The sequence below is a fragment of the Pseudogemmatithrix spongiicola genome (assembly GCF_030623445.1).
Classification (GTDB): domain Bacteria; phylum Gemmatimonadota; class Gemmatimonadetes; order Gemmatimonadales; family Gemmatimonadaceae; genus Pseudogemmatithrix; species Pseudogemmatithrix spongiicola.
In genome coordinates, this window is record NZ_CP130613.1 from 2,582,309 (window position 1) to 2,606,853 (window position 24,545).

Annotated in this window: 21 protein-coding genes; 8 read left to right on the plus strand and 13 right to left on the minus strand. The window is 68.1% G+C overall.

The genetic code is table 11. The annotated features are described in order from the left end of the window. Positions 1 to 82 precede the first annotated feature (82 nt). On the plus strand, positions 83 to 658 hold the full coding sequence (gene pnuC / locus Strain318_RS11945) for a nicotinamide riboside transporter PnuC (RefSeq protein ID WP_367885922.1): 576 nt from the start codon (positions 83 to 85) through the stop codon (positions 656 to 658). Then, on the plus strand, positions 658 to 1,191 hold the full coding sequence (locus Strain318_RS11950; RefSeq protein WP_367885923.1) for an AAA family ATPase: 534 nt from the start codon (positions 658 to 660) through the stop codon (positions 1,189 to 1,191). The genes pnuC and Strain318_RS11950 overlap by 1 nt, the downstream gene beginning before the upstream one ends. On the opposite strand, the gene Strain318_RS11955 is transcribed toward Strain318_RS11950, so the two are convergent. From Strain318_RS11955 to Strain318_RS11995, 9 genes are all read right to left on the minus strand, one after another. Then, on the minus strand, positions 1,188 to 2,135 hold the full coding sequence (locus Strain318_RS11955; protein ID WP_367885924.1) for a M20/M25/M40 family metallo-hydrolase: 948 nt from the start codon (positions 2,133 to 2,135) through the stop codon (positions 1,188 to 1,190). The two genes, Strain318_RS11950 and Strain318_RS11955, sit on opposite strands and share 4 nt — an antisense overlap. An 84-nt stretch (positions 2,136 to 2,219) precedes the next feature. Continuing rightward, complete coding sequence (locus Strain318_RS11960) at positions 2,220 to 3,536, minus strand: hypothetical protein (RefSeq protein WP_367885925.1); 1,317 nt, start codon at positions 3,534 to 3,536, stop codon at positions 2,220 to 2,222. Between the two features lie 25 nt (positions 3,537 to 3,561). Then, a complete protein-coding gene (locus Strain318_RS11965; protein WP_367885926.1) occupies positions 3,562 to 4,158 on the minus strand; it encodes a YceI family protein in 597 nt (198 codons plus the stop codon). A gap of 148 nt (positions 4,159 to 4,306) precedes the next feature. Continuing rightward, a complete protein-coding gene (locus tag Strain318_RS11970) occupies positions 4,307 to 5,074 on the minus strand; it encodes a DUF3108 domain-containing protein (protein ID WP_367885927.1) in 768 nt (255 codons plus the stop codon). A gap of 217 nt (positions 5,075 to 5,291) precedes the next feature. Then, a complete protein-coding gene (locus Strain318_RS11975; RefSeq protein ID WP_367885928.1) occupies positions 5,292 to 6,488 on the minus strand; it encodes a type II secretion system F family protein in 1,197 nt (398 codons plus the stop codon). Between the two features lie 26 nt (positions 6,489 to 6,514). Next, positions 6,515 to 7,669 carry a type IV pilus twitching motility protein PilT gene (locus Strain318_RS11980; RefSeq protein ID WP_367885929.1) on the minus strand — a complete coding sequence of 385 codons (1,155 nt, stop codon included), beginning with the start codon at positions 7,667 to 7,669 and terminating at the stop codon, positions 6,515 to 6,517. A 99-nt stretch (positions 7,670 to 7,768) separates the two neighbouring features. Next, a complete protein-coding gene (locus tag Strain318_RS11985; protein WP_367885930.1) occupies positions 7,769 to 9,598 on the minus strand; it encodes a GspE/PulE family protein in 1,830 nt (609 codons plus the stop codon). Between the two features lie 130 nt (positions 9,599 to 9,728). Continuing rightward, positions 9,729 to 10,205: a ComEA family DNA-binding protein gene (locus Strain318_RS11990; RefSeq protein ID WP_367885931.1), complete on the minus strand. Its 477-nt coding sequence runs from the start codon at positions 10,203 to 10,205 to the stop codon at positions 9,729 to 9,731. An 88-nt stretch (positions 10,206 to 10,293) separates the two neighbouring features. Then, a complete protein-coding gene (locus tag Strain318_RS11995; protein ID WP_367885932.1) occupies positions 10,294 to 11,247 on the minus strand; it encodes a M28 family peptidase in 954 nt (317 codons plus the stop codon). Positions 11,248 to 11,266: 19 nt separating this feature from the next. Between Strain318_RS11995 and Strain318_RS12000 the strand changes: the two genes are divergently transcribed. Genes Strain318_RS12000 through Strain318_RS12015 form a run of 4 tightly spaced genes read left to right on the plus strand, consistent with a single transcriptional unit; the run spans position 11,267 to position 15,598 of the window. Then, entirely contained in the window at positions 11,267 to 12,760 is a 1,494-nt protein-coding gene (locus tag Strain318_RS12000; RefSeq protein ID WP_367885933.1) for an LptF/LptG family permease, read from the plus strand. Then, positions 12,757 to 13,863: an LptF/LptG family permease gene (locus Strain318_RS12005; RefSeq protein WP_367885934.1), complete on the plus strand. Its 1,107-nt coding sequence runs from the start codon at positions 12,757 to 12,759 to the stop codon at positions 13,861 to 13,863. Before Strain318_RS12000 ends, Strain318_RS12005 begins: the two co-directional genes overlap by 4 nt. A gap of 26 nt (positions 13,864 to 13,889) precedes the next feature. Next, positions 13,890 to 14,720, plus strand: coding sequence for an MlaE family ABC transporter permease (locus Strain318_RS12010; protein ID WP_367885935.1), 831 nt, complete (start codon positions 13,890 to 13,892; stop codon positions 14,718 to 14,720). Then, positions 14,717 to 15,598: an MlaD family protein gene (locus Strain318_RS12015; protein WP_367885936.1), complete on the plus strand. Its 882-nt coding sequence runs from the start codon at positions 14,717 to 14,719 to the stop codon at positions 15,596 to 15,598. The genes Strain318_RS12010 and Strain318_RS12015 overlap by 4 nt, the downstream gene beginning before the upstream one ends. A 299-nt stretch (positions 15,599 to 15,897) precedes the next feature. Here the strand turns inward: Strain318_RS12015 and Strain318_RS12020 are convergent, their stop codons facing one another. Further along, positions 15,898 to 19,329 carry a TonB-dependent receptor gene (locus Strain318_RS12020; protein WP_367885937.1) on the minus strand — a complete coding sequence of 1,144 codons (3,432 nt, stop codon included), beginning with the start codon at positions 19,327 to 19,329 and terminating at the stop codon, positions 15,898 to 15,900. Between the two features lie 154 nt (positions 19,330 to 19,483). Then, positions 19,484 to 20,839, minus strand: coding sequence for an APC family permease (locus tag Strain318_RS12025; RefSeq protein WP_367885938.1), 1,356 nt, complete (start codon positions 20,837 to 20,839; stop codon positions 19,484 to 19,486). Between the two features lie 64 nt (positions 20,840 to 20,903). On the opposite strand from Strain318_RS12025, the gene Strain318_RS12030 reads away from it, so the two are divergent. Both Strain318_RS12030 and Strain318_RS12035 read left to right on the plus strand, forming a co-directional pair. Beyond that, positions 20,904 to 21,158 carry a hypothetical protein gene (locus Strain318_RS12030; RefSeq protein ID WP_367885939.1) on the plus strand — a complete coding sequence of 85 codons (255 nt, stop codon included), beginning with the start codon at positions 20,904 to 20,906 and terminating at the stop codon, positions 21,156 to 21,158. Positions 21,159 to 21,166: 8 nt separating this feature from the next. After that, positions 21,167 to 22,045, plus strand: coding sequence for a heme o synthase (locus Strain318_RS12035; RefSeq protein ID WP_367885940.1), 879 nt, complete (start codon positions 21,167 to 21,169; stop codon positions 22,043 to 22,045). Between the two features lie 41 nt (positions 22,046 to 22,086). Here Strain318_RS12035 and Strain318_RS12040 read toward each other — a convergent pair whose 3' ends face one another. Beyond that, positions 22,087 to 23,034 (minus strand): IS110 family RNA-guided transposase, encoded by a 948-nt coding sequence (locus Strain318_RS12040; protein ID WP_367887918.1) that lies wholly within the window; start codon positions 23,032 to 23,034, stop codon positions 22,087 to 22,089. A 326-nt stretch (positions 23,035 to 23,360) separates the two neighbouring features. Further along, a complete protein-coding gene (locus Strain318_RS12045) occupies positions 23,361 to 24,545 on the minus strand; it encodes a M24 family metallopeptidase (RefSeq protein WP_367885941.1) in 1,185 nt (394 codons plus the stop codon).

A 24,545-nucleotide genomic window follows, 5' to 3' on the forward strand; every position in this document is an offset into this window, starting at 1 on the left:
CCTCGGCGGGAATGGACGCGCGGAAGATGCCGCCTCCCGCGACGCCTTGTAAACGGGGCCCGACGGGGATTAGCCTCCGCGCATGGATCCCCTCGAGTGGGTCGCCGCCGGCTTCGGCGTCGTGAGCGTCTGGCTCAGCACCCGCGAGCACATCGCGAGCTGGCCGACGGCCCTGGTCAACACGGCGCTGTACTTCGTGGTCCTGGGGCGGGCCCAGCTCTACGCCAACGCCGGACTGCAGGTGTTCTACTTCGCGCTCTCGCTCTACGGCTGGTACGCGTGGAAGTTCGGCGGCGCCACGCACACCGGCGTGCAGGTGACGCGCACCCCGGCGCGCCTCGGCGCGTTGCTGGTGGGCATCGCCGTGATCGCGACGCTGGCGCTGGGCGCGGGACTCGCACGCTTCACGGATGCGGCCTCGCCGTGGCTCGACGCGGGCACGACGGCCGTGAGTCTCGTGGCGCAGTGGATGCTCACGCGGAAGCTGCGCGAGAACTGGGCCGTGTGGGCGGTGGTGAACGTCGTGTACATCGGCTTGTACGCGTCGCAAGGCTTGTGGCCGACCGTGCTGCTGTACATCGCGTTCTTCGGGCTCGCGCTGCAGGGCTGGCGGCGCTGGGGCGCGACGTTGGCGGCACGCGAGGGGGCGCTGGCCTGATGGCACACGGCGGCACGCAACATGTCACGATCATCGGCCCGGAGAGCAGTGGCAAGACGACGCTTGCCGCGGCGCTCGCCGCGCAGTTCGGGGCGCCGTGGGTACCCGAGGCGGCCCGCCGATTCGTCGAGACCGACCCCACGCCGCTCTCCGCCGCGACGGTCGAGCCGATCGCGCGCCTCGCGATGGCGCTCGACGACGCGGCGCGAGCGGCGGATCCGCCGCTGCTCTTCCATGACACCGACCTGGTGAGCACGGTCGTCTACGCGCGGCATTACTACGGGAGTTGTCCGCCGTGGATCGTCGCGGAAGCACAGCGGCGGCGTGCGCAGCTGTACCTGCTCTGCCTGCCGGACCTCCCGTGGGAGGCGGACGGCGTGCGCGACCAGCCGCATGCCCGCGCGGAGTTGTTCGCGACATTCCGCGAACAACTGGACGCGATGGAGGCCGCGTATACGGTGATCGGCGGCAGCGGACCGGCGCGTGAAGCGGCGGCGGCCGCCGCCGTCCGGCGTCGGCTGGTGACGGCCTAGCGCGGCGGCCAGCCGGCGACCGCGACGTCGAGACGCGTCACGAACGCCGCGATCGTGCGGGCGGCGTTGTAGTACCAGCCGGCATTGACCTTCTCGGGATCGTCCGTCGGCTCGTGATAGTCGGCGTGGTCTTCGACGCCGAAGTACACGAAGGGAATGCCCTGCGCGTGGAACGCACCCTGGTCGGAGAGGGAGGTCCAGTTGTCGCGGCCGGTCCCGGTGTCGTAGCCCATCTTCACCGTGACGCCGCTCGCCGGGACGAGGGCCTCGACGATCGGCTTCATCACCGGATGCGGATTGGTCCCGACCGCCCAGAGCGTGCCGTTATCGCCGCGGGCGACCATGTCCATGTTGACGTTCGCGGCGATCTGCGCGAGCGGCACGGGCGGGTTCGCCACGAAGGCGCGGGCCCCGAGCAGGCCCATCTCCTCGGCGTCGAAGAACGCGAAGATCAGCGTGTGCTCCGGCTTGTGGCGCTGGAAGTGCGCGGCGAGTTGCAGCAGCGCGGCGGTGCCGGAGGCGTTGTCGTCCGCCCCGTTGTAGATGTTGCCGTTGCGCGGCGCGACGTGGTCGAAGTGCGCGCTCACGACGATGGCGCGCTCGGGGAAGCGCGTGCCGCGCACCTGCGCGACGACGTTCACGCCCCGCACGCTATCGGGCCGGTTGCGCCGCGGCATCGCGAAGGGCTGCTCGAACGACGCGCCCACCGGCGCGAGCCCGAGCCGACGCATCTCGGAGACGAGGTAGGCCCGCGCCTTCGCGTTCTCCGGCGTCATCGCCGCACGCCCGGCCATCGAGTCGTGCGAAAGCCGGAAGAGGTCGCCGAGCAGCTTGGCCGAATCGAGCGCGGGAATCGCATCGCGCGCGGCAGCCGGCGTGGACGAGGCCTGGGCACCGGCGCAGCCGGCGACGACGAGGGCGAGGAGGACCGAGGGGAGGCGCATTGGAGGAAGCTAAGTGACGGATGACGAAAGGCGGAAGGCGGGGAGGAGCCAAGCTCCCCCCCGCCTTCCGTCGTCCGTCTTCACTCAGAACGCGAGGACCGCTTCGATCATGAAGCCCTTGAACTTGCCGCCGTTGCGGGTGTCCGCGGCGCCGACGAAGCCCTTGTACTCCTGGTTGACCCACTCGGCCTTCATGAGGAGGCTCGGGGTGACGTACCAGCCGCCGCCGAAGTTGATGCGGGTGACGTCGGCGTCCGGCGCGGCCGCGCCGAGGTCGCCCGAGACGTTGTTCCAGCGTGCGGCGAGGTACGTGCTTTCGGTGCGGCCGAAGCGGTACACACCTTCCGCCATCAGCTGCGTCACCTCACGCTCCGTGGTCTCGGCCGCCGAGCGGCCCTGCGCCTGCTCGTACATGCCGAAGAACTCGGCGCCGCGGAACTTCACGAAGGGGTTGATCATGAAGCCGCTCTGCTTGTCCGTGAACCCCGGGTCGACGCGGCCCGACGTGGCCTGGGCCGATTCGGTGGCCGCGGTGTTCTCGAGGACGTAGTAGTAGCGCGAGCCGGCGCGGTCGCCCGAGTAGATCGAGTTGTTGATCGACGAGGCGGTCGTGCGATACGAGCCGCTGAGGCGGACGCGCAGGTCGTCGTTGAGCTGGCGATCGAAGCCACCCTTCACCATGTAGGCGGGGGCACGGTTGTCCGGCAGGTCCACGCGGCCCTTGATCTCACCGCCCGTCGCGGCGACGACGCCGAAGAGGCCGTTCTTCTGCACGATCGCCTCGACGCCGACTTCCGTCGTGAAGGCATCCATCAGGGCGTTGCCGACCAGCGGGTTGTACATCGCGTTGCCGTTGTCCGTACGGCGGAACTGGAAGTCGCCGTAGTTCACCTGGAAGTGACCGATCTTGAGCGTGGTCACCTTCATGATCTCATGGAACAGCGGCACGTCGAGCGGCGAGGCGTCCACCTGCAGGAAGCCGTCCTTGACGTACGTCTCCGGGTGGCGGCGCGACGAGAGGTAGGTCGTCAGCTGCACGCGGATGCCCGGGGCCACCTGGGCGTTCATGTACAGGTTGGCCGTGGCGTTGTTGAAGCCGTTACCAATCGGCTTGAGCGCCGTCGAGCTGGCCGTCTCGTGGCTGAGGCCCTGGAACTGCTGCGTGAAGGCCGCGCCCCACTGCAGCGCGAAGCCCGTGTAGGGCACGTTCTCGACCTTCGGGGTCTCGAACATGTTGATGCCGCGCTTGTCGTAGGGGCGCAGGTACTGGACGACGGTCGGCGGCTGGAACCGCGCTTCGTCGGTGGCCGGGGCCTGCTGCGCGGCGAGCGGCGCGGCAAACGCGAGGGCGGCGAGGGCGGGGAGGAAGTTGCGACGCGAGAGCATTGTGAGAGTCCTCACTGGATGTAAATCGGCAGACCGCCGATCAGGGTTGGAGCAAGAGGTCGAAGTTCACGGTGATGGTGTCACCGACTTTCAGCGTGCCCATCATGAGGCGCGGGGGTTGCACGCCCCACTGCGTCATCGCGAGCGGATAGCGGCCGGTCACGCGCAGCGCCCCGGCGGCGTTGGCGAACTGCACCGGCACGGTGATGGCGCGCGTCTGGCCGTTGATCGTCAACTGGCCCTGGAGTGCACCCGTCGTGTTCGCCGCGCGGGCGAGGGTGTAGTCCGTCAGCTGGAAGCGGATCGTCTGGTGCTGCGTGGCGTTCAGCGCGTTCCGCATGTGGTTGTTCATCGTCCGGTTGCCGTCCTGGCAATCGAGCGACGCCACCGGGAAGACCATCTCCACCGTGCGCACCGCCTTGCGCCCGTCGAGGACGGCGGCGGGAGCCGCAGCCTCGCCATCGATGGTCGCCTGCATCTGCGTCGCCTTGCAGCTCCAGTCGCGAACGGTTGACGTCCCGTCGAACCACAGGCGGCTTTCGGGCTTGAGGCGGAGGCTATCGAGCATGGGCGTCGCCGCCGCCACGAGGACGAGGGCGGCGATCGCGAGGGGCCAGCGAGGGGTCGGGACGCGCATTGGGAAGACTCCAGTCGGGGGACTGCGTGGCGAATCACCGATGCTGCGTGATTCGTGGATGGAGTATCCGCTCGGGACCGACCCCCGGCAGTAAGGCGCTACCGGAACCTTGGTGAGGTCAGAGATTGCCTTACAGTAGGGCAATCCCCTATGTGTCGCATGGCATCGCGCCAGGGTACCGGGGCGGACTCACCCATCCCTTCAGCAGTAGCGTGGTCGTGCCGAGCACGGGCATGCGGCTGACGATGCGCACCGGCACCCGGCAGTCCGCAGTATCGAAGTTCATCCGGATCGTCCCTACCCCGCGGAATCGCTTGGGGTCCCGCACATCCATTTCTACGATTCGGGTCCGGAAGACCCCCACGGGCGTCTCGACCAACTCCTCACCGCGGACGCGGATGACGGTCGGATTCCGGGCCGCGTCGAAGTGTCGCGAGACCTCGAAGGTCGTATCGCGGTCGAGCGGCAGCGTGCGCAGGAAGTAGATGAACGAGAGTTCGTCGAGCGGCGCGCGGGAGCCGAGCTCATGCTGCTGGTTCTCGACCTCGTCGCGCCAGGTGCCGGTGGCCTGTTCGATCGAGACCCGCTCCTCGCTGCGGCTCAGCGGGTGCCGCTCGGTCTTCTCGAAGCGCGTGATGCGGAAGCGCTGCGGCTCCAGCCACGAGACGGTGCGGTCCACCGCGCGGATCGGCCCGCGCCCGGCCTGCATGTCGAAGACGAGCTTCCACGTCACGACATCGCGTTCGACCACGGGGCCCTCGACGCGCATCTGCCCGCTGCCGACCGTGCCGCCCACGGACACGTGGACGCTATAGTCGAGCGCCTCGCCGACGGGAAACGGCGGACGGGTCGACGCGACCTGGGCCGCCGCACCGAGCGGCGCGAGCAGCAACAACGCGCAGGAAAGGACTCTCACAGCCGAAGGTTGGAGTTCGGGCAACGGTTCTGCCAGCGGGCAGGCGCCTGACGGCGCGTAGGGAAATGGAGGAGCGAGGAGCGAAGGAGACGCGCGAGGGAAGAAAAGCGAAGGGTGAAGGTCGGAAGGTCTGAGGGGGTCTCCCTCCTGCCTTCGGACCTTCACCCTTCGCGCTTCGGACTTCGCTCTTCCCTTTCGCTCTTCGCTGTTCTCCGTGCTACTGCACGGCGTTGATCATGTCGAAGATCGGCAGGTACATGGCGACGACCATGCCGCCGACGACGACGCCGAGGAACACGATCATCATCGGCTCCATGAGGGCGAGGAGGCCGCCGACGGCGGCATCCACTTCTTCGTCATAGAAGTCGGCGATCTTGCCGAGCATCTCGTCGAGGCCGCCGGTCTGCTCACCGACGGCGATCATCGAGATCACCATGGGCGGGAACACGCCCGACTTGGCCAGCGGGGCGGAGATCGTGTCACCGCCGGCGATCGAGGCGCGCGAGGCCATGATGGCGTCGGAAATCACGCGGTTGCCGGCCGTCTTCGCCGTGATCTCGAGGCCGTCGAGGATGCTCACGCCCGAGCTGATGAGCGTGCCGAGCGTCCGCGTGAACCGCGACACCGCCGACTTCTTGATGACGTCGCCGAGCACGGGGGCCTTGAGCAGCAGGGCGTCGATGTTGAGCTGGCCGTTGCTGGTGGCGTAGTAGCTCTTGAACGAGCGGAACGCGATGACACCGCCGGCGATGAGCGCCCACCAGTACGACTGCAGGAACTCCGAGAGGTTGATGACGATGCGGGTCGGCAGCGGGAGCGCGAGGCCCACCGACGCGAACATGCGTTGGAAGGTCGGGATCACGAAGAGCAACAGCACCGTGATGGCCGTGCCGGCCACGCCCATGATGACGCCCGGGTAGATCATGGCGCCCTTCACCTTGCGGACGAGGGCGTCGTTCTTTTCCATGAAGGTCGCGAGGCGCAGCAGGATGGTGTCGAGGATACCGCCCGCCTCTCCCGCCGCCACCATGTTCACGTAGAGCTCGGTGAAGGCGTTGGGATGCTTGGCCAGCGCGTCGGCCACCGTGTGACCCGACTCGACGTCGAACACCACCTGTCGCGTGACCGCCTGCAGCACGGGGTTCTCCGACTGCTTCGACAGGATGTCGAGGGCCTGCACGAGCGGCAGGCCCGAGTTGATCATGGTCGAGAACTGGCGGGTGAAGATCACGATGTCGCGCATCGCGATCGACCCCTTGGTCTTGGGCGCCGTCTTGGACTGTTCCTCGACCTTGACGACGTTCATGCGCAGCCGCTTGAGCTGGTTGACGACGTCTTCCTTGTTCGCGGCCTCGATGGTCGCGGACTTGAGCTCGCCGGTGGCGGTGCGCGCGGTGTAGACGAATGCTGGCATCTGGTATCCTCCTCAGGTCCTGACGATCAACGCCGCGTTCCCGCCACGGGCGCGGCCTTGGCCGCACCCGTGGGGCCTTCCTCGACCACCGACTTGCCGATCATGCGCAGGAACTCGTTGGGGTCGCCGGAGACGCGCAGGCACTCCTCCTCCGACACCTCGCGCGACTGGTACAGCGAGTAGAGGGCGTCGTTCAGCGTCTGCATGCCGTGCTTCTTGCCCGACTGCATCATCGAGTACACCTGGTGGATCTTGTCGTCGCGGATCAGCGCGCGGATGGCCGGCGTCACGACGAGGATCTCGGCGGCCATCACGCGGCCCTTGCCCGTCCGCTTGGGCAGCAGGGTCTGCGTGATGATGCCTTCCAGCACGAAGGCCAGCTGGGCGCGGACCTGCGCCTGCTGGTGGCTGGGGAAGACGTCGATGATGCGGTTGATCGCCTCGGCCGCCGAGTTGGTGTGCAGCGTGGCGAAGGCCAGGTGACCCGTCTCGGCGATGGTGAGCCCGGCGTGGATGGTCTCGTGGTCGCGCATTTCGCCGACGAGCACGACGTCCGGGTCCTCACGCAGCGCGTACTTGAGCGCCGAGCCGAAGCTCTTCGTGTCGGCGCCGACCTCGCGCTGGTTGACGATGCAGCCCTGGTGCTTGTGGATGAACTCGATCGGGTCTTCCACCGTCAGGATGTGGCCGCGGCGTTCGCGGTTGATCTTGTCGATCATCGCGGCGAGCGTCGTGGACTTACCCGAGCCGGTGGGGCCGGTGACGAGCACCAGGCCGCGCGGCTTCTCGGCCAGCTTGGCGATCACCGGCGGCAGGTTCAGGTCGGCGAAGGTCTTGATGGAGAACGGGATCTGTCGGAGCACGATCGACACGCAGCCGCGCTGCTTGAAGCAGTTGCCGCGGAAGCGCGCGAGGTTCTGGATGCCGAACGAGAAGTCGAGCTCGTCCTCCATCTCGAAGCGCTTCTTCTGGTTCTCGGTGAGCACCGAGTAGGCCAGTTGGAGGGTGTCCTTGGGCTGGAGGACGACCTCCTGCTTGGAGGGCACGATGTCGCCGTCCACGCGCATCATCGGCCGGGCGCCGGCAGTGATGTGCAGGTCGGAGGCGCCGCGCTCGATCATTTCTTCGAGCAGGGTGCGGAGGTTGACCTGCTGGGCGGCGGCGGGGGTGGGGGAGGTCATCTAACGGCAGTTGCGAGTTGTGAGTTATGAGTTACGAGTCACTGCCAACTACCAACTACCAACTACCAACTGCCAACTACCAACTGCCAACTGCAGTTGTCAGGCTGAGGTCTCGGTGATCACCTGCTCCAGCGACGTGATGCCCTTCCACACCTTCACCAACCCGTCCATGCGCAGCGTGAGCATGCCTTCCTCGATCGCGAAGTCCTTGATCTCGGCGGCGCCGACGTTGCTGAGGATGAGCCGGCGCAGGCCGGGCGTCATGTTCATGACTTCATAGGCGCCCTGGCGGCCGCGCGAGCCGGAGCCCTTGCACTGGTCGCAGCCCTTGCCGCGGAAGAACGGCATGTCCACGCAGCGGGTGTCGAGCGTGATGTTGGCGAGCAGGGGCTTCACGTCGTCCGGTGCACGCGCCTTGAGGCCGTCGATGGCATCCTGCTTGAAGCGCAGTTCGCGCAGCGTGGTCGTCTCCGTCCACTTGGCGCCGGCGACTTCGTCGGGCGTCAGCTTGTACTGCTCCTTGCAGTTGCCGCAGACGCGGCGCAGCAGGCGCTGGGCGAGCACGAGGTTGAGCGCCGAGCTGACGTTGAAGGGCTCGAGGCCCATGTCCAGCAGGCGCGTCACCGTCTCGGCGGTCGAGTTCGTGTGCAGCGTCGAGAGCACGAGGTGGCCGGTGAGCGCGGCCTTGATGGCGATGCCGCCCGTCTCGAGGTCGCGGATCTCGCCGACCATGATGATGTTCGGGTCCTGCCGGAGGAAGGCCTTCAGCGCGGCCGCGAACGTCATGCCGATCTCGTTGCGCACCAGCACCTGGTTGACGCCGAAGAGGTTGTACTCGACGGGGTCCTCGGCCGTCATGATGTTCGTCTCGACCTTGTTGATGAGCTTGATGCTCGAGTACAACGTGGTCGTCTTGCCCGAGCCCGTGGGCCCGGTGACGAGCACCATGCCGTAGGGGCTGCGCACCGCCGCCATCAGGTCGCGCTCGGCCGCCGGCTCGATGCCGAGCTTGTCGAGGTCCATCAGGTTGCTCTGGCTCAGGATGCGGAGCACCACCTTCTCGCCGAACAGCGTGGGCAGCGTGGACACGCGGAAGTCCACGACCTTGCTGGCGCTGAGCTTGAGCTTGATGCGGCCGTCCTGCGGGACGCGGCGCTCGGCGATGTTGAGCGCCGACATGATCTTGAAGCGCGAGATCAGCGCCGGCTGCATCTTCTTGGGCGGCTTCATCACTTCCTCGAGGTGCCCGTCGATGCGATACCGCACGCGGAGCTCCTTCTCGAAGCACTCGAAGTGGATGTCCGAGGCGCCCATCTTCACGGCGTTCGTGAGGATCGCGTTGATGAGCTTCACGACGGGCGCATCGTCCACCGCGGCGGCCAGCGCCGTGGCGGACATCTCCTCTTCCTTCTCCTCGACGATCTCGACCTCGCCGTCCTCGAGGCTCTCGATCTCGCTGAGCAGCGCCGACATCTGCTGCTCGTTCGACTCGTAGTGCTTCTCGATGACGTTGCGCAGCGTGAACTCGCCGGCGATCACCGGGAAGATGTCGTAGCGCGTGATGAACTTGAGGTCCTCGATGACGCCGAGGTTGGTCGGGTCGGCCATCGCGACGGTGAGCGTACGGCCGTCGCGCTTCAGCGGCAGCACGAGGTTCTTCGTCGCGAGGTCCGTCGGGACCAGCTTGATGATCTTGGTGTCGACCTCGAACTTCGACAGGTCCACGGCCGGCATCTTGAACTGCCGCGCCAGCGTGCGTGTGAGTTCGTTCTCCTGGATGAAGCCGAGCTTCACGAGGTTGTAGCCGACGCGTGTGCCGTTCTGGCGTTGCTCGGCGAGCGCCTGTTGGAGCTGCTCCCGCGTGATCAGCCCCTCCTTGACCAGGAGGTCGCCGATCCGTTCACCACCAGGATTCGCCGCTGCGGTCATGCGTTGGGCACGGGACGGGGCGCGTCCGGCCCCCCGGCGTCTCCCCAGGCGGTCCCGACGGCGCGTGACTGGGTGAAGGTGGACGGCGGGAGGTACAAGTGTCAAGGATGTGGGACGTCGCGTTGCCGACTCATCGCGTCGGCGCCTGACGCGGCACGCCGGAGAAGGTCACGAGCGGTGCCAAACGCGCGGCCAACGCAGGCCCGATGCCGCGCACCCGCTGGAGGCCATCGACGGAGCCAAAGGGGCCGTTGGCCTCGCGATCCTCGACAATCCGGCGCGCGAGCGCGGGCCCGATGCCGGGCAAGCGGTCCAGGGCATCGACGTCGGCCTGGTCGACGTCTAAGACGGCGCTGTCCCGCGAGAGCGGGGCCTGGGGGGCCTTGAGGGCCTGCGGGCCGGTGCGCGGTGGCGCGGCTTTCGCGCGCCGCGGCCGTCCGCCAGTCGACACGGCGGAGTCCACCGCCGCGATCTGCGCGGCGAGCGCCGCCGCGGGCGTCGCGGGTCCCTGCCCCGCCGCGACAACGCGCAGGCCGCGGACGCCGAGCCCGAGGGCGGCGACCGCCGCGACGAACAGCAGCGCGCGACGCTCGGAAGGGGTGGGCACCCCTGACACTCTCGATGCGCGGCACGCCGGCCCGCATCACCGCATCGCGACCCGCAGCGGCATCACGCCGCGGCATCACGCCGCGGCGTCAGAGCCCGCGGAGCACCGCGACGGCAACGTCGCCCACCGCCTGCAGCGTCTCTTGCGAGACCTTGTCCTCCGTGTCCTGCGGCGTGTGGTGATAGGCGTAGTTGAGGTCGATGACGTCGATCACCTTGAAGCCCTTCTCGATGAACGGCAGGTGATCGTCCGTGATGGGCTGGTACTCGCGCGTCGGAAAGTACGCCCCGTAGCCGAGCCGCTGCGCGGTGCTCCACACGCGCTGGATCACGTCCGGGGCGGCGCGCATCGAGTACGTCTCGTACAGGAACTGCGCGTCCGCCTTGCCGACCATGTCGAAGAGCACGCCGAACTCGGGCGCGAAGCCAGCCGGGAGGTTCGCGACGAAGTAGCGCGACCCGATCAGCACGTCCGTGAGGGTGTCGAAGTCGCCCCAGTCTTCGCCATCCACGAAGAGCAGGTCGACGCCCACGGTTGCCGGCTGCCGCTTCAGCGCATCGGCGACGCCGAGGAGGATGGCGACTCCCGAGGCGCCGTCGTTCGCGCCCGGCGTCGGCTGCGTCTGGGCCACGGCGTCCACCGCCTTCTCGGCGATCGGGCGCGAGTCCCAGTGGGCGAGATACAGCACGCGCCTGGTGGCCGTCGGATTGATCCGGGCCAAGATGTTCCGCATCGGCAGCCGCTGGCCGTCCGCCGTGGTGTGCGTCCACGCTTGGACGATGACCGTATCGGCGCGGCTCCGGAGCTCGGCGACGAGCCAGTCGCCCGTGGCGCGATGGGCCGCCGTGCCCGGCACCCGCGGTCCGAAGGCCATCTGCCGCCGCACGTAGCCCATGGCCGCCGCCCCATCGAACTCGCGCGCGGAGAGCGGCAGGGGTGTGGCCTCGGCCGTGTCTGCGGCCTCAGTGCCGCCGCAGGCGATGGTCAGGGTACCGGCCACGATCGCGGCCAGGCGACGGAACGGGAGCGAAACAGGCGTCATCTGGGGTAATATACGCCTCGTGAAGATCGTGCATCGTTACGTCCTGAAGGAGCATCTCGGACCGTTGCTCTTCGCCGTCTCGGCGTTGACCTCGCTCATGATGCTCAACTTCATCGCCAAGAAGTTCCCCGACCTCGTCGGCAAGGGACTGCCGTGGACGGTCATCGGCGAGTTCCTGATGCTCTCGTTGCCCTTCACGCTGGCGATGACCCTGCCGATGGCCGTGCTCGTGGCCACGCTGCACGCGTTCTCGCGCTTCGCGTCGGAGAACGAGATCACGGCGTTCAAGGCCAGTGGCGTGAGCATGCAGGTGCTGGTGCGTCCGGTGATCCTCTCGGCGGTGGTGCTGGCGCTGGGCATGGTGTGGTTCAACGACCAAGTCATGCCGCGGGCCAACCATCGCCTCGCGCAGCTGCAGCAGGACATCGCGCGCGTGAAGCCGACGCTGGCGCTCAACGAGCAGGTGATCAACGAGGTGGTGCGCGGCTCGTTGTACCTGCGTGCGGCCCGCATCGAGAGCGGCTCGAACCGCATGCACGACGTGACCATCTACGACCTCAGCGACCCAACCACGCGGCGGAGCATCCTCGCCGACAGCGGCCAGCTGGCGTTCTCGCGCAGCGGCACGGACCTCATCCTCACGCTGTACGACGGCCACTCGATGGAAAGCCAGGCCAACTCGCCCCAACGGCTGCAGCGGAGCTTCTTCGAGGAAGACCGGATCGCCGTGCGCGGCATCGCGGCCGGCCTGGACCGCGGCAGCTCGAACATCGGCTACAAGTCGGACCGCGAGTACACCATCTGCGAGCTCAACGACCGCGTGCGCGCCGCGCGCGAGCCGCGCGACATCGCGTGGCGCCGGCTGCACCTCGCGCGGAATCCCGGCGACTCGCTCGCCACGCCGCCGCGTGAGCGCTGGCCGCTGGCGGATTGGTACTGCGCCCTGCAGACGCGGCTGAGCGGGATCGGCGAGGTGAAGGAGGCGCAGGCCGCGACGCTCGCCGGCCCCGCCGCAGCGGCCTCGCTTGGCATCCTCCGCGCGGTGCAGGACCCGCCCAGCCGCAACGATGCCCCGCCGCCCGACTACGACTCCGTGGTCCTCGAGGGCCTGCGCTTCGAGTACAGCTCGGCGCAGTCGCAGATCGACCGCTATCGCGTGGAGATCGAGAAGAAGTTCTCGATCGCCGCGTCCTGCGTCGTGTTCGCCCTGCTCGGGGCGCCGATCGCGCTGCGGTTCCCGCGGGGCGGCGTGGGCCTCACGATCGGCGTCAGCCTCGGCGTGTTCGCCATCTACTACGTCGGCCTGCTCGTGGGCGAATCGCTCTCCGACCGCGGCTTGGTGGACCCCGCCATCGCGATGTGGGCCGCCAACGCGCTGCTGGGCGTGGTCGGCATCACCCTGACCGCGCGGCTCGGCAGCGAAGGCAGTACGCATCGCGGCAGCGAGTCGAGTGAATGGTGGGGACGGCTGGTCGAAGGCGTGAAGACGAAGTTCGCGCGGAAGGCGGCATGAGCACGGGCCACACCCGGCGGCGGCACTGGCTGCGGCCGCTCGACCGCTACGTCCTCAGCGAGTTCTGGAAGGTGCTGTTCGCCACGGCGCTGGGCTTCCCCCTGCTGGTCATCATCGTCGACCTCTCGGAGAAGCTCGACAACTACCTCGCGCGCGAGATCTCCGCCGGGGACATCGCCTTCGCCTACGTGCTGGGCATCCCCGAGACGATGTTCCTCGTCCTCCCGGCCGCGGTGCTGTTCGCGACCGTGTTCACGGTCGGCGGCTTCACGCGGCACAGCGAGATCACGGCGGCGAAGGCCTCCGGCGTGTCCTTCCACCGCTTCATCGCGCCGATCTTCGGCGGCGCGGTCGTCTCGACGATCCTCGGACTCGGGCTCGCCGAGGTCATCCCGCCGTTCAACGCGCGACGCCTCGAGCTCTTGCAGGAGAAGTCGGTGCGCGCCGCGAACCAGCGCTCGAACTTCGCATACGCGGCGGAAGAGGCGCGCGTGTACAAGATTGCCTATGCCGACGTGAACTCGGCGTCCATGCAGGGCGTGGAGGTCGAGCGTCGCGGCACGGGGCCGGACTTCCCGACCGTGCTCATCAAGGCCGAGGCCGGCACGTACCGGGAGGGCGAGGGCTGGACGCTCACCAACGGCTACGTGCACATCCTCCCGGATTCGCTCTCGAACCTGAGCATCCAGTTCGACTCGCTCCGGGACCGCTATTTCACCGAGCGTCCGCAACTGCTGATGGCGAACCCGAAGGCCCCCGCCGAGATGGGCTTCCGTGACCTCGGCAAGTTCATCGTGGCGATGGAGCGTTCCGGGGCCGACGTGAAGAAGCTGCGCGTGGAGCGCATGCTGAAGATCGCCATCCCGGTGACCTGCGTGATCATCATGCTCATCGGCGCACCGCTGGCGACGAGCACGCAGCGCGGCGGGACCGCCTACGGCGTGGCCATCTCGCTGGCGACGACGGTTATCTTTCTGGTGTTGCTGCAGTTGACGCAGGCCATCGGCGCCGGAGGCTTGGTGATGCCGGAGCTGGCCGCGTGGATGCCGGGGGCGCTATTCACGGCCATCGGCACCTTTCTCCTGGTCAAGGTCCGCACCTAAGGTGCATTCTCGCGTGGTCCCATAGCGTGGCTGGTCGTCCCACCGAGCAGTTTCCGATCGTGCAGCGCTCCGGGCTGCGGGCGTTCCGTGGCGTCGGCCGCGGGACGCTGGCGTTGTTCGGTGGCATCGGGGCGCGCGTGCTGTTCGCGCGCGAGCTGTGGCGGGCGCTCAAGGAGTGGCGCACGTGGAGTCGCGAGGTCATCCACCAGATGCGCGCCATCGGCGTGGACTCGCTGCCGCTGGCCATCATGGTCGCGGCGTTCATCGGCGGCGTCATCACCATCCAGATCCGCTACCAGCTGTTCCCGGGCATCCAGCTGAGCATCGTCGGCCTGAGCTCGCGGCAGATCGTCATCCTCGAGACGGGTCCGCTGCTCACCGGCTTGGTGCTGGCCGGGCGCGTCGGTGCGAAAATGACCGCCGAGATCGCCACGATGCGCGTCACGGAGCAGATCGACGCGCTGGAGACGCTGGCCTTCGACCCCGTGGCCTACCTGATCATCCCGCGGCTCATCGCGGCGATCATCATGCTGCCGATCCTCACGGTGTTTGCCGACGTCTTCGGCGTGCTGAGCGGTCTCATGGCGGCGGTGACGATCACGGACGTGAAGTACGCGCAGTTCATGGAAGGCGTGCGCCTCGGCTATGAGCAGTTCCAGGTGACCTATTCGCTGATCAAGGCGACGCTGTTCGGCGGCGCGATCGCGTACCTGTGCACCTACGAGGGCTACACCACGCGTGGCGGCGCCGAGGGCGTCGGCCAGAGCACGGCGAAGGCCGTGGTGGTGTCGTCCATCGCCATCCTCATCCTGGACGCCATCACGGCGATCCTCCTCGCCCCCTATCTTCAGGCATGAAGCGTCGCGACGAAGTCCTCGTGGGAATCGTGGCCACCGTGGCGTTGGTGCTCGGGGTCATCGGGTCCCTGCTGCTGGCCCGGGGTGGGCTGACCTCCGGGTATCCGGTCTATTCGGTGTTCGCCTGGGGCAGCGGCCTGCGGCCGGGCCAGCCCGTGCTGTTCTCCGGGGTGACGGTGGGCTACGTCGGCGACGTCAGCATGCGCCGGGACGGCTTCCTCGTCGTGGAGATGCGCATCGACAAGGAGTACCAGCTGCCGACGACCACGACGGCCCGCATCGTGCCCAACGGGGTGTTCGGCGACATGATGGTGGCGCTGACCGTGGGCGGGATGACGGAGGACGATTTCGCCGTCGGCGACACGCTCCCCGCAGGCCCGCCGGCCCTCGGCATCGGCGACGTGCTGGCCCGGGTGGACTCGATCGGCCGCGACGTGCAGTCGCTGACCACCGGGCTGAACCAGGAGCTCGTGCAGAACGGCGGCCTCGCCGAGCTGCGCGCGACGGTGCGCAACGCGAATGTCTTCCTCACGGAACTCACGCGGATCGCGCAGGCGCAGAGCGCCGAGCTGTCGCGTACGCAGGCGGCGGTGCGCAAGGTGGTGAGCGCCGTGGACTCGGCGGTCGTGGACAGCACTGTGAAGGCGCTTTCCGGCGCCGCCACGGCCATGGGCGCGCTGGCGACGGACCTGCAGGCGACGACGCAGCAGTTGAACGGCGTGCTGGCCAAGCTCGAGGGTACGGAGGGCTCGGCGGGCCTGCTGCTCAACGACCCGGGGCTTTACCGCGACACGCGGGCGCTGCTCACGCGGCTGGACTCGCTGACGGCGGACTTCCAGCGGAATCCGAAGAAGTACGTGAAGCTGTCGATTTTCTAACGGCAACTGCTTTCACCACGAAGGCACGAACGACACGAAGAGCTGCAACCGCATGTACTGGGGGTCCGCACCGACGTATCGGTGCGGACCCCCTAGTCTTTGTGGTGGTCGTGTACGCGGCAGCTGCTGTGCGCCCTGCGACCTCCGTAACGCCGTGCCTCTGCGGCAAATCCGTGCCGGTCCTTCGTGTGCTTCGTGCCTTCGTGGTGATTGCCGTTGCAGTCGGGGAGCAAAACAGACCGCCCCGGTAGCCAGCGTCGGCTACCGGGGCGGTCTGTGTTACGGTCCTGCAATCGGCCTTAGTTGAACGTGTAGCGGAGGCCGAGCTGCATGCGCCAGACGTCACCCGTGCCGGCGTTCTTCTGGAACGTGCGGTTGAGGAGCTGGCCGTTGACGACGCGCATGGTGTAGATCGCGCGGCCGCTGGCGTCTGCCGGACCGTTGCAAGGCGCCGCCGTCGAGCACGGCACGCCACCGACCGTACCCGTGGTCTGGAACGGACGCGGAATCAGCGGAGACGTGTTGATCACGCTCTGGGAAAGGCCCCAGTCGCTGTTGATCATGTTGGTGAAGTTCAGGATGTCGAGACGGACCTGCAGGGAGTTCTTCTTCCCGGCGAACATCGCGCTCAAGTCCTGGGCGATGCTGAGGTCCATGCGCGTCACCTGCGGCAGGATCAGGCCGCCACGCAGCGCGAACTGGCCGCGGCGCGTGCGGAGATGCGGGTCCTGGTTGATGTAGGCCTCGAAGGCGGCCTGCTGCTGCGCGACGGTGAACGGCGTCGTGCCGGTGATGGGCGCGAAGTTCATTTCGGACGCATCGCGCGGCACGTAGATGAGGTCGTTCGAGGTGCCGCCGTCGCCGTTGAGGTCGCCGCCGAACACGTAGCTGGTCTGGCCCGTCGTGAAGTTCTCGAGGAAGGCCGAGACCGTCGTGTTGCCCCAGCCGAACCAGTCCCGCGTGTAGCTCGAGACGAGGAAGGCACGGCGGCCCTGGTAGCCCGCCGCGTTGCCGATGCCCGGGTTGTTCGGGTCGCCCGGGTGCTGGTTGTTGTTCCACGAGCCAAAGGCGATCGAGCCGGCGTCCACCGTGTTCGAGGCGGTGCCGTAGGCGAGGGCGCCCTTGGTGTAGAAGCCGTTGCGGAACGAGCGCTCGATCGAGACCGAGGCGTTGTATGTCTCGCCGACGTTCTGGTTCTTGAGGACGATGGCGCTCGTGATGTTGCAGTTGAGGCGGTTGGTCTGCGTGCCGGTGAACTGCGGGGGAATCGGACCGGCCCCGTCCGGATCGACGGTCGGGCACTTGTCGCTGACCCAGCGCGGGCGGGCGCCCGGGCCGGTAAAGGCCGCGTCGGCCTCCGGCAGGTTGGCGTTGATGTAGTACACGCCGTTCACGTCACGGCCCCAGAGGAACTCGGTCGTCACGAGCCAGCCGCTCTCGAAGCGGTGGTCGACGGCGAGGTTGGAGCGCCAGACCTGCGGAAACTTGAAGTTCTTGTCCGTGAGCGCGAGTTCATAAGACAGCGCGGGAGATCCATTGACTGTCGCCGGCTTGTACCGCTCGGTGTTCGGGTTGAACGGGAAATTGGTCATCTCCGTACCGCCCGGACCGTCCTCCGAGGTGAAGCCCGTCAGGATGCCGTTGTTACCGATCTGGTTGGAGATCCAGACGTAGGCCGGGCGACCAGTGAAGATGCCGGTACCGCCGCGGACGATGGTCTGGCCGTTGCCGCGCACGTCGTAGTTGAAGCCGAGGCGGGGCGAGATGAGCGGTGTGGCGTCTGGCAGCTTCGCGGTGTTGTACTGCACCGTCCGGCCGTCCTCGTCGCGGAAGTTCAGGCCGTTGACCTGGGTATTCTCTGCTGCCGTGTTGCCGAAGCTCACGACATCGACGCGCACGCCGCCGGTGACCGTGAGGCCACGGCCGACGCGCCACTCATCCTGCACGTAGGCGCCCATGAAGTTCACTTCGAGCGGCTGCACCGGCTTCACCTGGCCCGGGATGTTCGTGTAGCGGACCTGGAAGCGGCGCGGGCCGATGCCGGCCGGCGAGGCCGCATACGCGGTGCAGGGCGTCGTCGGCACGCCGGTGCCGCAGGCGTTCACATAGCCGCGGGCGTCGGCGTAGAAGTCACCCAGCGTGTTGTACACGTACGCCGACTGCTTGCCCGGGAAGAACACGTTCTCGGACTCATACCCCTCGATGTTCACGCCGAAGGTGAGGTCGTGGCGGTTGCCGTAGATCGTGAAGTTGTTCTGCAGCTGCCAGTTGCTGTAGCGCAGCTCGTTGTTCGGCGTGAACGGCTCGGAGCCGAACGAGATGTAGGTCTGGCCGGCGCCGTTCAGGATGTCGACGAAGGGGAACAGGTTGCTGATCGCGCCGCGCGACTCGTCCTGCGCGGTGTACGTGAACAGCAGCTGATTCGACATGCGGTCGGTGATCAGCGAGTTCCACTCCGCCGCGTACGAATCGATGTTCTCGAGGATGGTGTAGTTCGACCCCGTATAGCTCATCGACTGCGCACGGTTGCGACCGAAGCCCAGCGAGCTGGAGGTCGACACCAGCACGTCCGTCTCGGACGCGAGGTTGGTGTAGCGGAACGAGAACTTGTTGCGGTTGCTGAGCGCGTAGTCGACGCGCGCCGTGAGGCGGCTCGACGGCGTCAGGCCCGGGTACCCCTCGAACTCGCCGGGGTTGTAGCCGAACAGCGCCTGCAGCGTGTCGCGCACGGCGACGAGATCCGAGCGCAGCACCGGCGTGATGTTGCCGCCGGCGGCCTGCGTCGCGTCGCGCGGCAGGAAGGTGTTACCCGGCTGCTCGTTCTCGTCCTGCTCGTACGACACGAAGAAGAACAGCTTGTCCTTGAGGATCGGGCCGCCGAGGCGGAAGCCGATCTGGTCGAAGGAGAACGTGCCGGGGTTGAACGTGCGGCGGCCGGCGTTGCGGCCGACGTAGTCCTGGTCGCGGACATTGTAGTAGAGCGAGCCCTGGAACTCGTTGGTGCCCGAGCGCGTGACGGTGTTGATCGCCGCGCCGACGAAGCCGCCCTGGCGGACGTCGAACGGCGCGATGTTCACCTGCACCGCCTCGATGGCGTCGAGCGAGATCGGGGCGACGCCGGTGCGGTCACCGGGCTGGCCGCCGAGGCCGAACGAGTTGTTGAAGGCCGCACCGTCGATCGTGATGTTGTTGAGACGGTTGTCCTGGCCGGCGAAGTTGTTGCCGGAGGCCTGCGGCGTGAGGCGCGTGAAGTCCGAGATGCGGCGCGAGATCGTCGGCAGCTGCTCGAGCGCCTCGCGGCGGACCTGCGTCGCGGCGCCGGTGCGGGTCGAGCTGAGCTCGCCGCCTTCCGAAGTCACCGTGACGGCCGAGAGCTGCGTCGCCACCGCGTCCATCTTGAAGACGAGGTCGGCGGCGGCACCGAGCGCGACCTGGATGTCGTCGCGGCTCTGGCGGGCGAAGCCGATCATCGTGGCCGACACCTGGTAGGGGCCGCCGACGCGGACGCCGGGGATCGTGAAACGGCCATCCGCGCGCGTCGCACCGATGTACTGGGTGCCGGACGGCAGGTGGATGGCCGTGACCCGGGCGCCCTCGAGCGGCCGGTTGTCGCTGTCGGTCACGAGACCGCGGATCGAACCCGTGGTCACCTGTGCCGACGCGATCGTGGCGGACGCCGCGACGGCGATTGCCGCCAGCGCAGTCGTCAACCGGAGGATCCAACGCTTCATCGGGATTTCCTCTGTGGGGTGGGAACCTTCAACGCGCCCTTGCCGGGCCGAGACAAGCCGTGGGGGGCGGCGGTACAACCTGGGAAAATGTAACGAAAACCTCGCCGGGCCGCCGCACCTGGGTCAACGGCGGTCCGGGACGGTTACGGAACCGTTATCTCTTGCGCCCGACTGTCAGGTGATACATCGGAATGCCCACGAGGCAGACGCCCAGGACGCCCGCGGTCTGCCAGCGGCTGGACTCGGCAATCAGCGCATTCGCCAGCAAGTAGAGGACCGCCGCCATGAAGAGCAGCGGCACCACGGGGTAGAGCGGCACCCGGAAGGTCGGCTGGTAATCCGCGCGCTTGCGGAGCCGGAAGATCGAGGCGACGGCCAGGAAGTAGAACGGGAGGAAGGCCGTCACGAACGCATCCGCGAGCTGTTCGAAGCTGCGCGTGAGGACGAAGATCGCGCCCAGCGTGGCGGTCATCGCGATCGCCACCCACGGCGTGCCCCAGGTGGGGTGCACCGCGGCCACGGGCTTGAAGAACAGCCCGTCCGCCGCCATGGCGAAGAAGATCCGCGGACTGGTGAACAGCACGGCGTTCAGGGTGCCGAAGGTCGAGATCATGACCGTCACGGACACGAACACCACGCCGGCGGGACCGATGACCCGCTGCGCCACGTCGGCGGCGACCAGCCGGCTGACCCGCATCTCGTCGATCGTCAGGACGCTCAGGTACGCGAGATTCGCCGCGAGGTAGATGGCCATCACGAGCAGGGTGCCGCCGATCAGCGCCTTGGGCAGGTTCTTCTGCGGGTCCCGGATCTCGCCGGCGTTGTTCGACACGTCGGCCCAGCCGTCGAAGGCCCACAGCGTGCTCACCAACGCCAGCCCGAAGGCGCTGATGCTCAGGCTGCCGGGCGGCAGCATGGGCGTGTAGTGCGCCACGCCGTTGTTCGGCACCCCCCAGGCGAACGCCACGATCACGATGAACAGCAGGCCGCCGTACTTGGCCAGCACCGTGAAGTTGGTGAACGCCGCACCGATCTTCGCACCGCGGATATTGAAGAAGGCGGTGAGCAGGATCGCCCCCGCCGCGGTGTAGCGCACCGGCATCGGGTCGCCCAAGTCCCAGCCCATGACGCGGAAGAAGTACTCGGCGCAGGTAATCGAGATGCCGCCCAGCGACGAGGCGCGGATCATCGCGAACTGCGACCAGCCGAACGTGAACGCCGTGCGGTCGCTCCAGCCTTCCTTGAGGAAGACGTAGATGCCACCGGTTTTCGGGATCGCGCTGGCGAGCTCGGCGATGGTGAGCGCGCCGCAGATGGCGAAGATACCGCCGGCCACCCACGCCATGAGCATGGGCAGGGGACCGGGCAGTTTGTCGGCGATGCCGGCCGGGGAGCGGAAGATGCCGGAGCCGATGGTCGACCCGATGACGACGGCCATCGCACTCCAGAGCCCGATGCTGCGAGCCAGCGTCGGCGACGGTGTCTGCTGCGGCGCAGTGCTGTTTGCCATCCCGCGAAGCTACGCGCGGCCACTGCCAACGGGGAGTGGAACAGGCGATAATTCTTGTCGGAATATGCCCAGCGCCCTCGCCACCGCCCTCTTCTGGTCCGCCGTCCTCGCCGTCGTGGCGGGGCAGGTCGGCATCCTGCGCTCGACGCAGCGGGCCTGGCGGCGCTCGGCCGCCGGCGTCCCGCTCGTGGAGCGGGTGTTCGCCTGGGCCCCCGCACTGGCGCTGGTCGCGGTGCTGTACCTCGCGTGGGCCGAGGCCACGCGGCCGCCGAGGATCGAGATCCAGATCGATCCGACGTCGCGCGAGATCCGGCTGTGAGCGCGGTGATGGCCGACGCGCCGCTCGCCAAGGACCTGATCGCCCTCACGAAGCCGCGCATCATCTCGCTGCTGCTCGTGACCACGGTGGCCCCGATGTACGTCGCGGGCGTCCCGAGTGTGCTGACGGTGCTGTTGGTGATGCTGGGCGGCTACCTGATGGCCGGCGGCGCGAATGCGGTCAACATGTACATCGACCGCGACATCGATGACGTGATGGCCCGCACGAAGTTGCGGCCGATCCCGAGCGGGCGCATGCATGCCACGGCGGTGCTGGCCTTCGGCGTGGGCATTGCGACCGCCGCGACGTGGATGCTGGCCGTGTACGTGAACGTGCTCACGGCGGCGCTGGCCTTGGCGGGCTTCTATTTCTACGTCTTCATCTACACGCGCTGGCTCAAGCGCAGCTCGCCGCAGAACATCGTGATCGGCGGTGCGGCCGGCGCCTTCCCGCCACTGGTGGGCTGGGCGGCCGTGGCGGGCCAGCTCGACCTCACGGCCTGGCTGCTGTTCCTGATCGTGTTCTATTGGACGCCCCCGCACTTCTGGGCCTTGGCGCTCAACAAGCAGCGCGACTATGGCAACGCCGGCGTGCCGATGGCGCCGCTGGTGTGGGGCGAGGAGGAGACCATCGCGCAGATGTGGTGGTACTCGGTGCTGCTGGTCGGTCTCACGGTGCTGCCGGTGGCGTTCGGTGCCTTCGGGCCCATCTACCTCGTGAGCGCCCTCGTCCTCGGCGGGCTGCTGCTGTGGGGTGTGTGGAAGGTGCGCGCCGCCGCGACGCCCGAGGCCCGCGTGAAGCCGTCGTGGTGGGTGTACGGTTATTCCCTGCTCTATCTCGCGTTGCTGTTCCTCGCGATGGCGATCGATCGGCGGGTGTTCGCGTAACTGCGTTCACCACGAAGCAACCGTGTCTCGAAGGTGAGGAGTTATGCCGTGGCGGGCCTCGGGGCCTGCCACGGCTGCTTCGTTTTGAGGATCGTGTTGCAGACGACGATGAGCTTGCGGCTGCAGGCGGTGAGCGCCTGCTTCGTCGTCTTGCCGCGCGCGCGCAGCCGCGCGTAGAAGGCCTTGAGCGCGGGATTGTGGTGCGCCGCCGTGAGCGCGGCCATGTAGAGCACGCGGCGGACGTCGGCGCGACCGCCGCGGATGTGCCGCCGGCCGTGCCAGGCGCCACTGTCCTGCGCGAGCGGCGCGACGCCGACCAGGGCGGCGATCTCGCGGCGCGAGAGCGTCCCGAGCTCGGGCAGGAACGCGAGCAGCGTCGCGACCGTCACGGGGCCGATCCCGGGGACGCTGCGCAGCAGCGCGGCCGTCTCGCGCCACTGCGGGTGCGCGGCGATGTGGGCCTGGAGCTGCCGGTCGAGGTCGCGCCCCTTCGCCTCGAGGAACGCGATCGTCTCCTCGATGTCGGCGACGACGGGCGAGTCGGGGAAGAGCCGCTGCTGGTCGAGGCGCAGCCGCTCGGCGACGAGCATCTCGTCGAGCTGGCGCCGGCGGGCGACGAGCTGCATCAGGGTGCGGTGCGCGGCGTCGGGGAGCGTGACGGCCTGCACGGGCCGCTCGGCCGCGAAGCGCGCGAGCATCCGCGCGTCGAGCACGTCGGTCTTCGCGAACTGCCCGTGCGAGCGCGCGTACTCGCGCACGCGCGCCGGCGCGACGAGGCTCACCGGCAGGGCCTGCGCGCCGAGGGCCATCAGCACGGGGAGCTCGTAGCCGCCGGTGGGCTCGAGCACGACGTGCGCAGGCCGCAGCGCCGCGAGGCGCCGCGCGAGCGCGCGCAACTCCTTGGCGCTCGTGCCCGTCGTCCACGTCTCGCCGCTCGGATGGAGCGCGACCACGACGGTCGCCTTCGCCACATCGATGCCGACAAACATCCGGACCTCCGCGTGGGGATCGCCGCCGGCACCGGCCTTCCGCATGCGGGCTCCACGTCGGGCGTGGGCACCACCCAACCGTCCGGGCTCTCGGCAATCGTGATGGGTGGGCGCGGCCCCTGCTCCGTGGCGGTCTTCACGAACCGAGGCACGACCGGGCTCGCCCCGCACCCTTGTCCCACGAACATACCGTCGAATCGACATAGAAGGCACGAAGGGTCCCGCGATAAACTCACGGCCCCGCGACTCCAAGAAGCAACGCTTCTTCGGGGTTGCGGGGCCGTACGATCGCGGCGGCTCCCTTCGTGCCTTCGTGGTGAACGTCCTTAGATGATGACGAGCTCACGCTGATACTCGACCGGCGTCACGACGAGCCCCGTGGGGCTCACGTAGGCGTTGACCTCGGTGCGCATGCCGAACTCGCCCGGGATGTAGATGCCCGGCTCGATCGAAAACCCGACGCCCTGAATCAACCGCCGCTCGTCCCTGGTCTCGAGGTCGTCGAGGTTCGGCCCCATCCCGTGCAAGCCGCGCGCATCTATGGAATGGCCGGTGCGGTGCGTGAAGTACTGGCCATAGCCGCGTTCGACGATCACCGCCCGCGCGGCCGCATCGGCCTCGCGACCCTGCACCGACTCGCCGGCCGCGAGCTTCGTGGAGAGCAGCGCAATCGCCGCATCGCGGGCATCGCGGATGGCCGCCCACACCTCGCGCTGCTTCGGCGTCGGCTCGCCCACCACGGCCATGTAGGTCTGGTCCGCCCACATGCCGCCAGGCTGCTGCTTGGTGGCCCAGAGGTCGATCAGCAGTACATCACCCTTCACGATGCGCCGCGCGTGCTGCGCGCTGGGCTCATAGTGCGGGTTCGCCGCGTTCTCGCTGGCCGAGACGTTCGGACCATGGTCGGTGAACAGGCCATGCGCGGCGAACTGCTGCTGCAGCCAGGCCATCACCTCGTGCTCGTGGATGGGCGTGCCGGCGGCGATCGCGGCGCCGACGCGGGCAAAGGCCGCGTGCGCGAACCCCCGCAGCAACTCCGCGTGCTCCCGATGCGACTGCGTCTCGGCCTCGGTCCACACAGCGAAGAACTGCGTGACGAGCTCGCCGCTCGAGACGATCTCCGCGCCGGCGGCGCGCACGAGTTCAATGACGCCGGCCGGCACGCGGTCCACCACCGGCACGGCATCGCCCGCGGCGTACTCCATCGCAATGCGCTTGCCCTTCACCAGCGTGGGCAGCAGCGCCTCGAGGTCGCGCCACGCCGAGTACACGTGCGCGGGCCAGGCGGCGGGCCACTGCGCCCACGGGCCGGGCTCGATGGCATGCTGGATGGCCTGTGGCGTGCCTTCGGCGGGAATCCACGCGAAGATGCGGCGCGTCACCATGCCGCGGATGCCGAGCACGCCGGCGGCGACGGGATTCAGCCCGCGGAAGTCGTAGACGAGCCAGCCGTCGAGCTTGGCGTCGCGCAGCGCAGCCTGCAGCTGGGGCAGCGTCGAGGTGCTCAGCAT

Bases quoted from the DNA above. Each gene is read 5' to 3' on its own strand.
- Strain318_RS12040 (WP_367887918.1), bottom strand. From the start codon at position 23,034: ATGTTTGTCGGCATCGATGTGGCGAAGGCGACCGTCGTGGTCGCGCTC.
- Strain318_RS12045 (WP_367885941.1), bottom strand. From the start codon at position 24,545: ATGCTGAGCACCTCGACGCTGCCCCAGCTGCAGGCTGCGCTGCGCGAC.
- Strain318_RS12035 (WP_367885940.1), top strand. From the start codon at position 21,167: ATGGCCGACGCGCCGCTCGCCAAGGACCTGATCGCCCTCACGAAGCCG.
- pnuC (WP_367885922.1), top strand. From the start codon at position 83: ATGGATCCCCTCGAGTGGGTCGCCGCCGGCTTCGGCGTCGTGAGCGTC.
- Strain318_RS12015 (WP_367885936.1), top strand. From the start codon at position 14,717: ATGAAGCGTCGCGACGAAGTCCTCGTGGGAATCGTGGCCACCGTGGCG.
- Strain318_RS11995 (WP_367885932.1), bottom strand. From the start codon at position 11,247: ATGACGCCTGTTTCGCTCCCGTTCCGTCGCCTGGCCGCGATCGTGGCC.
- Strain318_RS11950 (WP_367885923.1), top strand. From the start codon at position 658: ATGGCACACGGCGGCACGCAACATGTCACGATCATCGGCCCGGAGAGC.
- Strain318_RS11980 (WP_367885929.1), bottom strand. From the start codon at position 7,669: ATGACCTCCCCCACCCCCGCCGCCGCCCAGCAGGTCAACCTCCGCACC.
- Strain318_RS11975 (WP_367885928.1), bottom strand. From the start codon at position 6,488: ATGCCAGCATTCGTCTACACCGCGCGCACCGCCACCGGCGAGCTCAAG.
- Strain318_RS11985 (WP_367885930.1), bottom strand. From the start codon at position 9,598: ATGACCGCAGCGGCGAATCCTGGTGGTGAACGGATCGGCGACCTCCTG.
- Strain318_RS12030 (WP_367885939.1), top strand. From the start codon at position 20,904: ATGCCCAGCGCCCTCGCCACCGCCCTCTTCTGGTCCGCCGTCCTCGCC.
- Strain318_RS11955 (WP_367885924.1), bottom strand. From the start codon at position 2,135: ATGCGCCTCCCCTCGGTCCTCCTCGCCCTCGTCGTCGCCGGCTGCGCC.
- Strain318_RS12020 (WP_367885937.1), bottom strand. From the start codon at position 19,329: ATGAAGCGTTGGATCCTCCGGTTGACGACTGCGCTGGCGGCAATCGCC.
- Strain318_RS12005 (WP_367885934.1), top strand. From the start codon at position 12,757: ATGAGCACGGGCCACACCCGGCGGCGGCACTGGCTGCGGCCGCTCGAC.
- Strain318_RS12025 (WP_367885938.1), bottom strand. From the start codon at position 20,839: ATGGCAAACAGCACTGCGCCGCAGCAGACACCGTCGCCGACGCTGGCT.
- Strain318_RS11965 (WP_367885926.1), bottom strand. From the start codon at position 4,158: ATGCGCGTCCCGACCCCTCGCTGGCCCCTCGCGATCGCCGCCCTCGTC.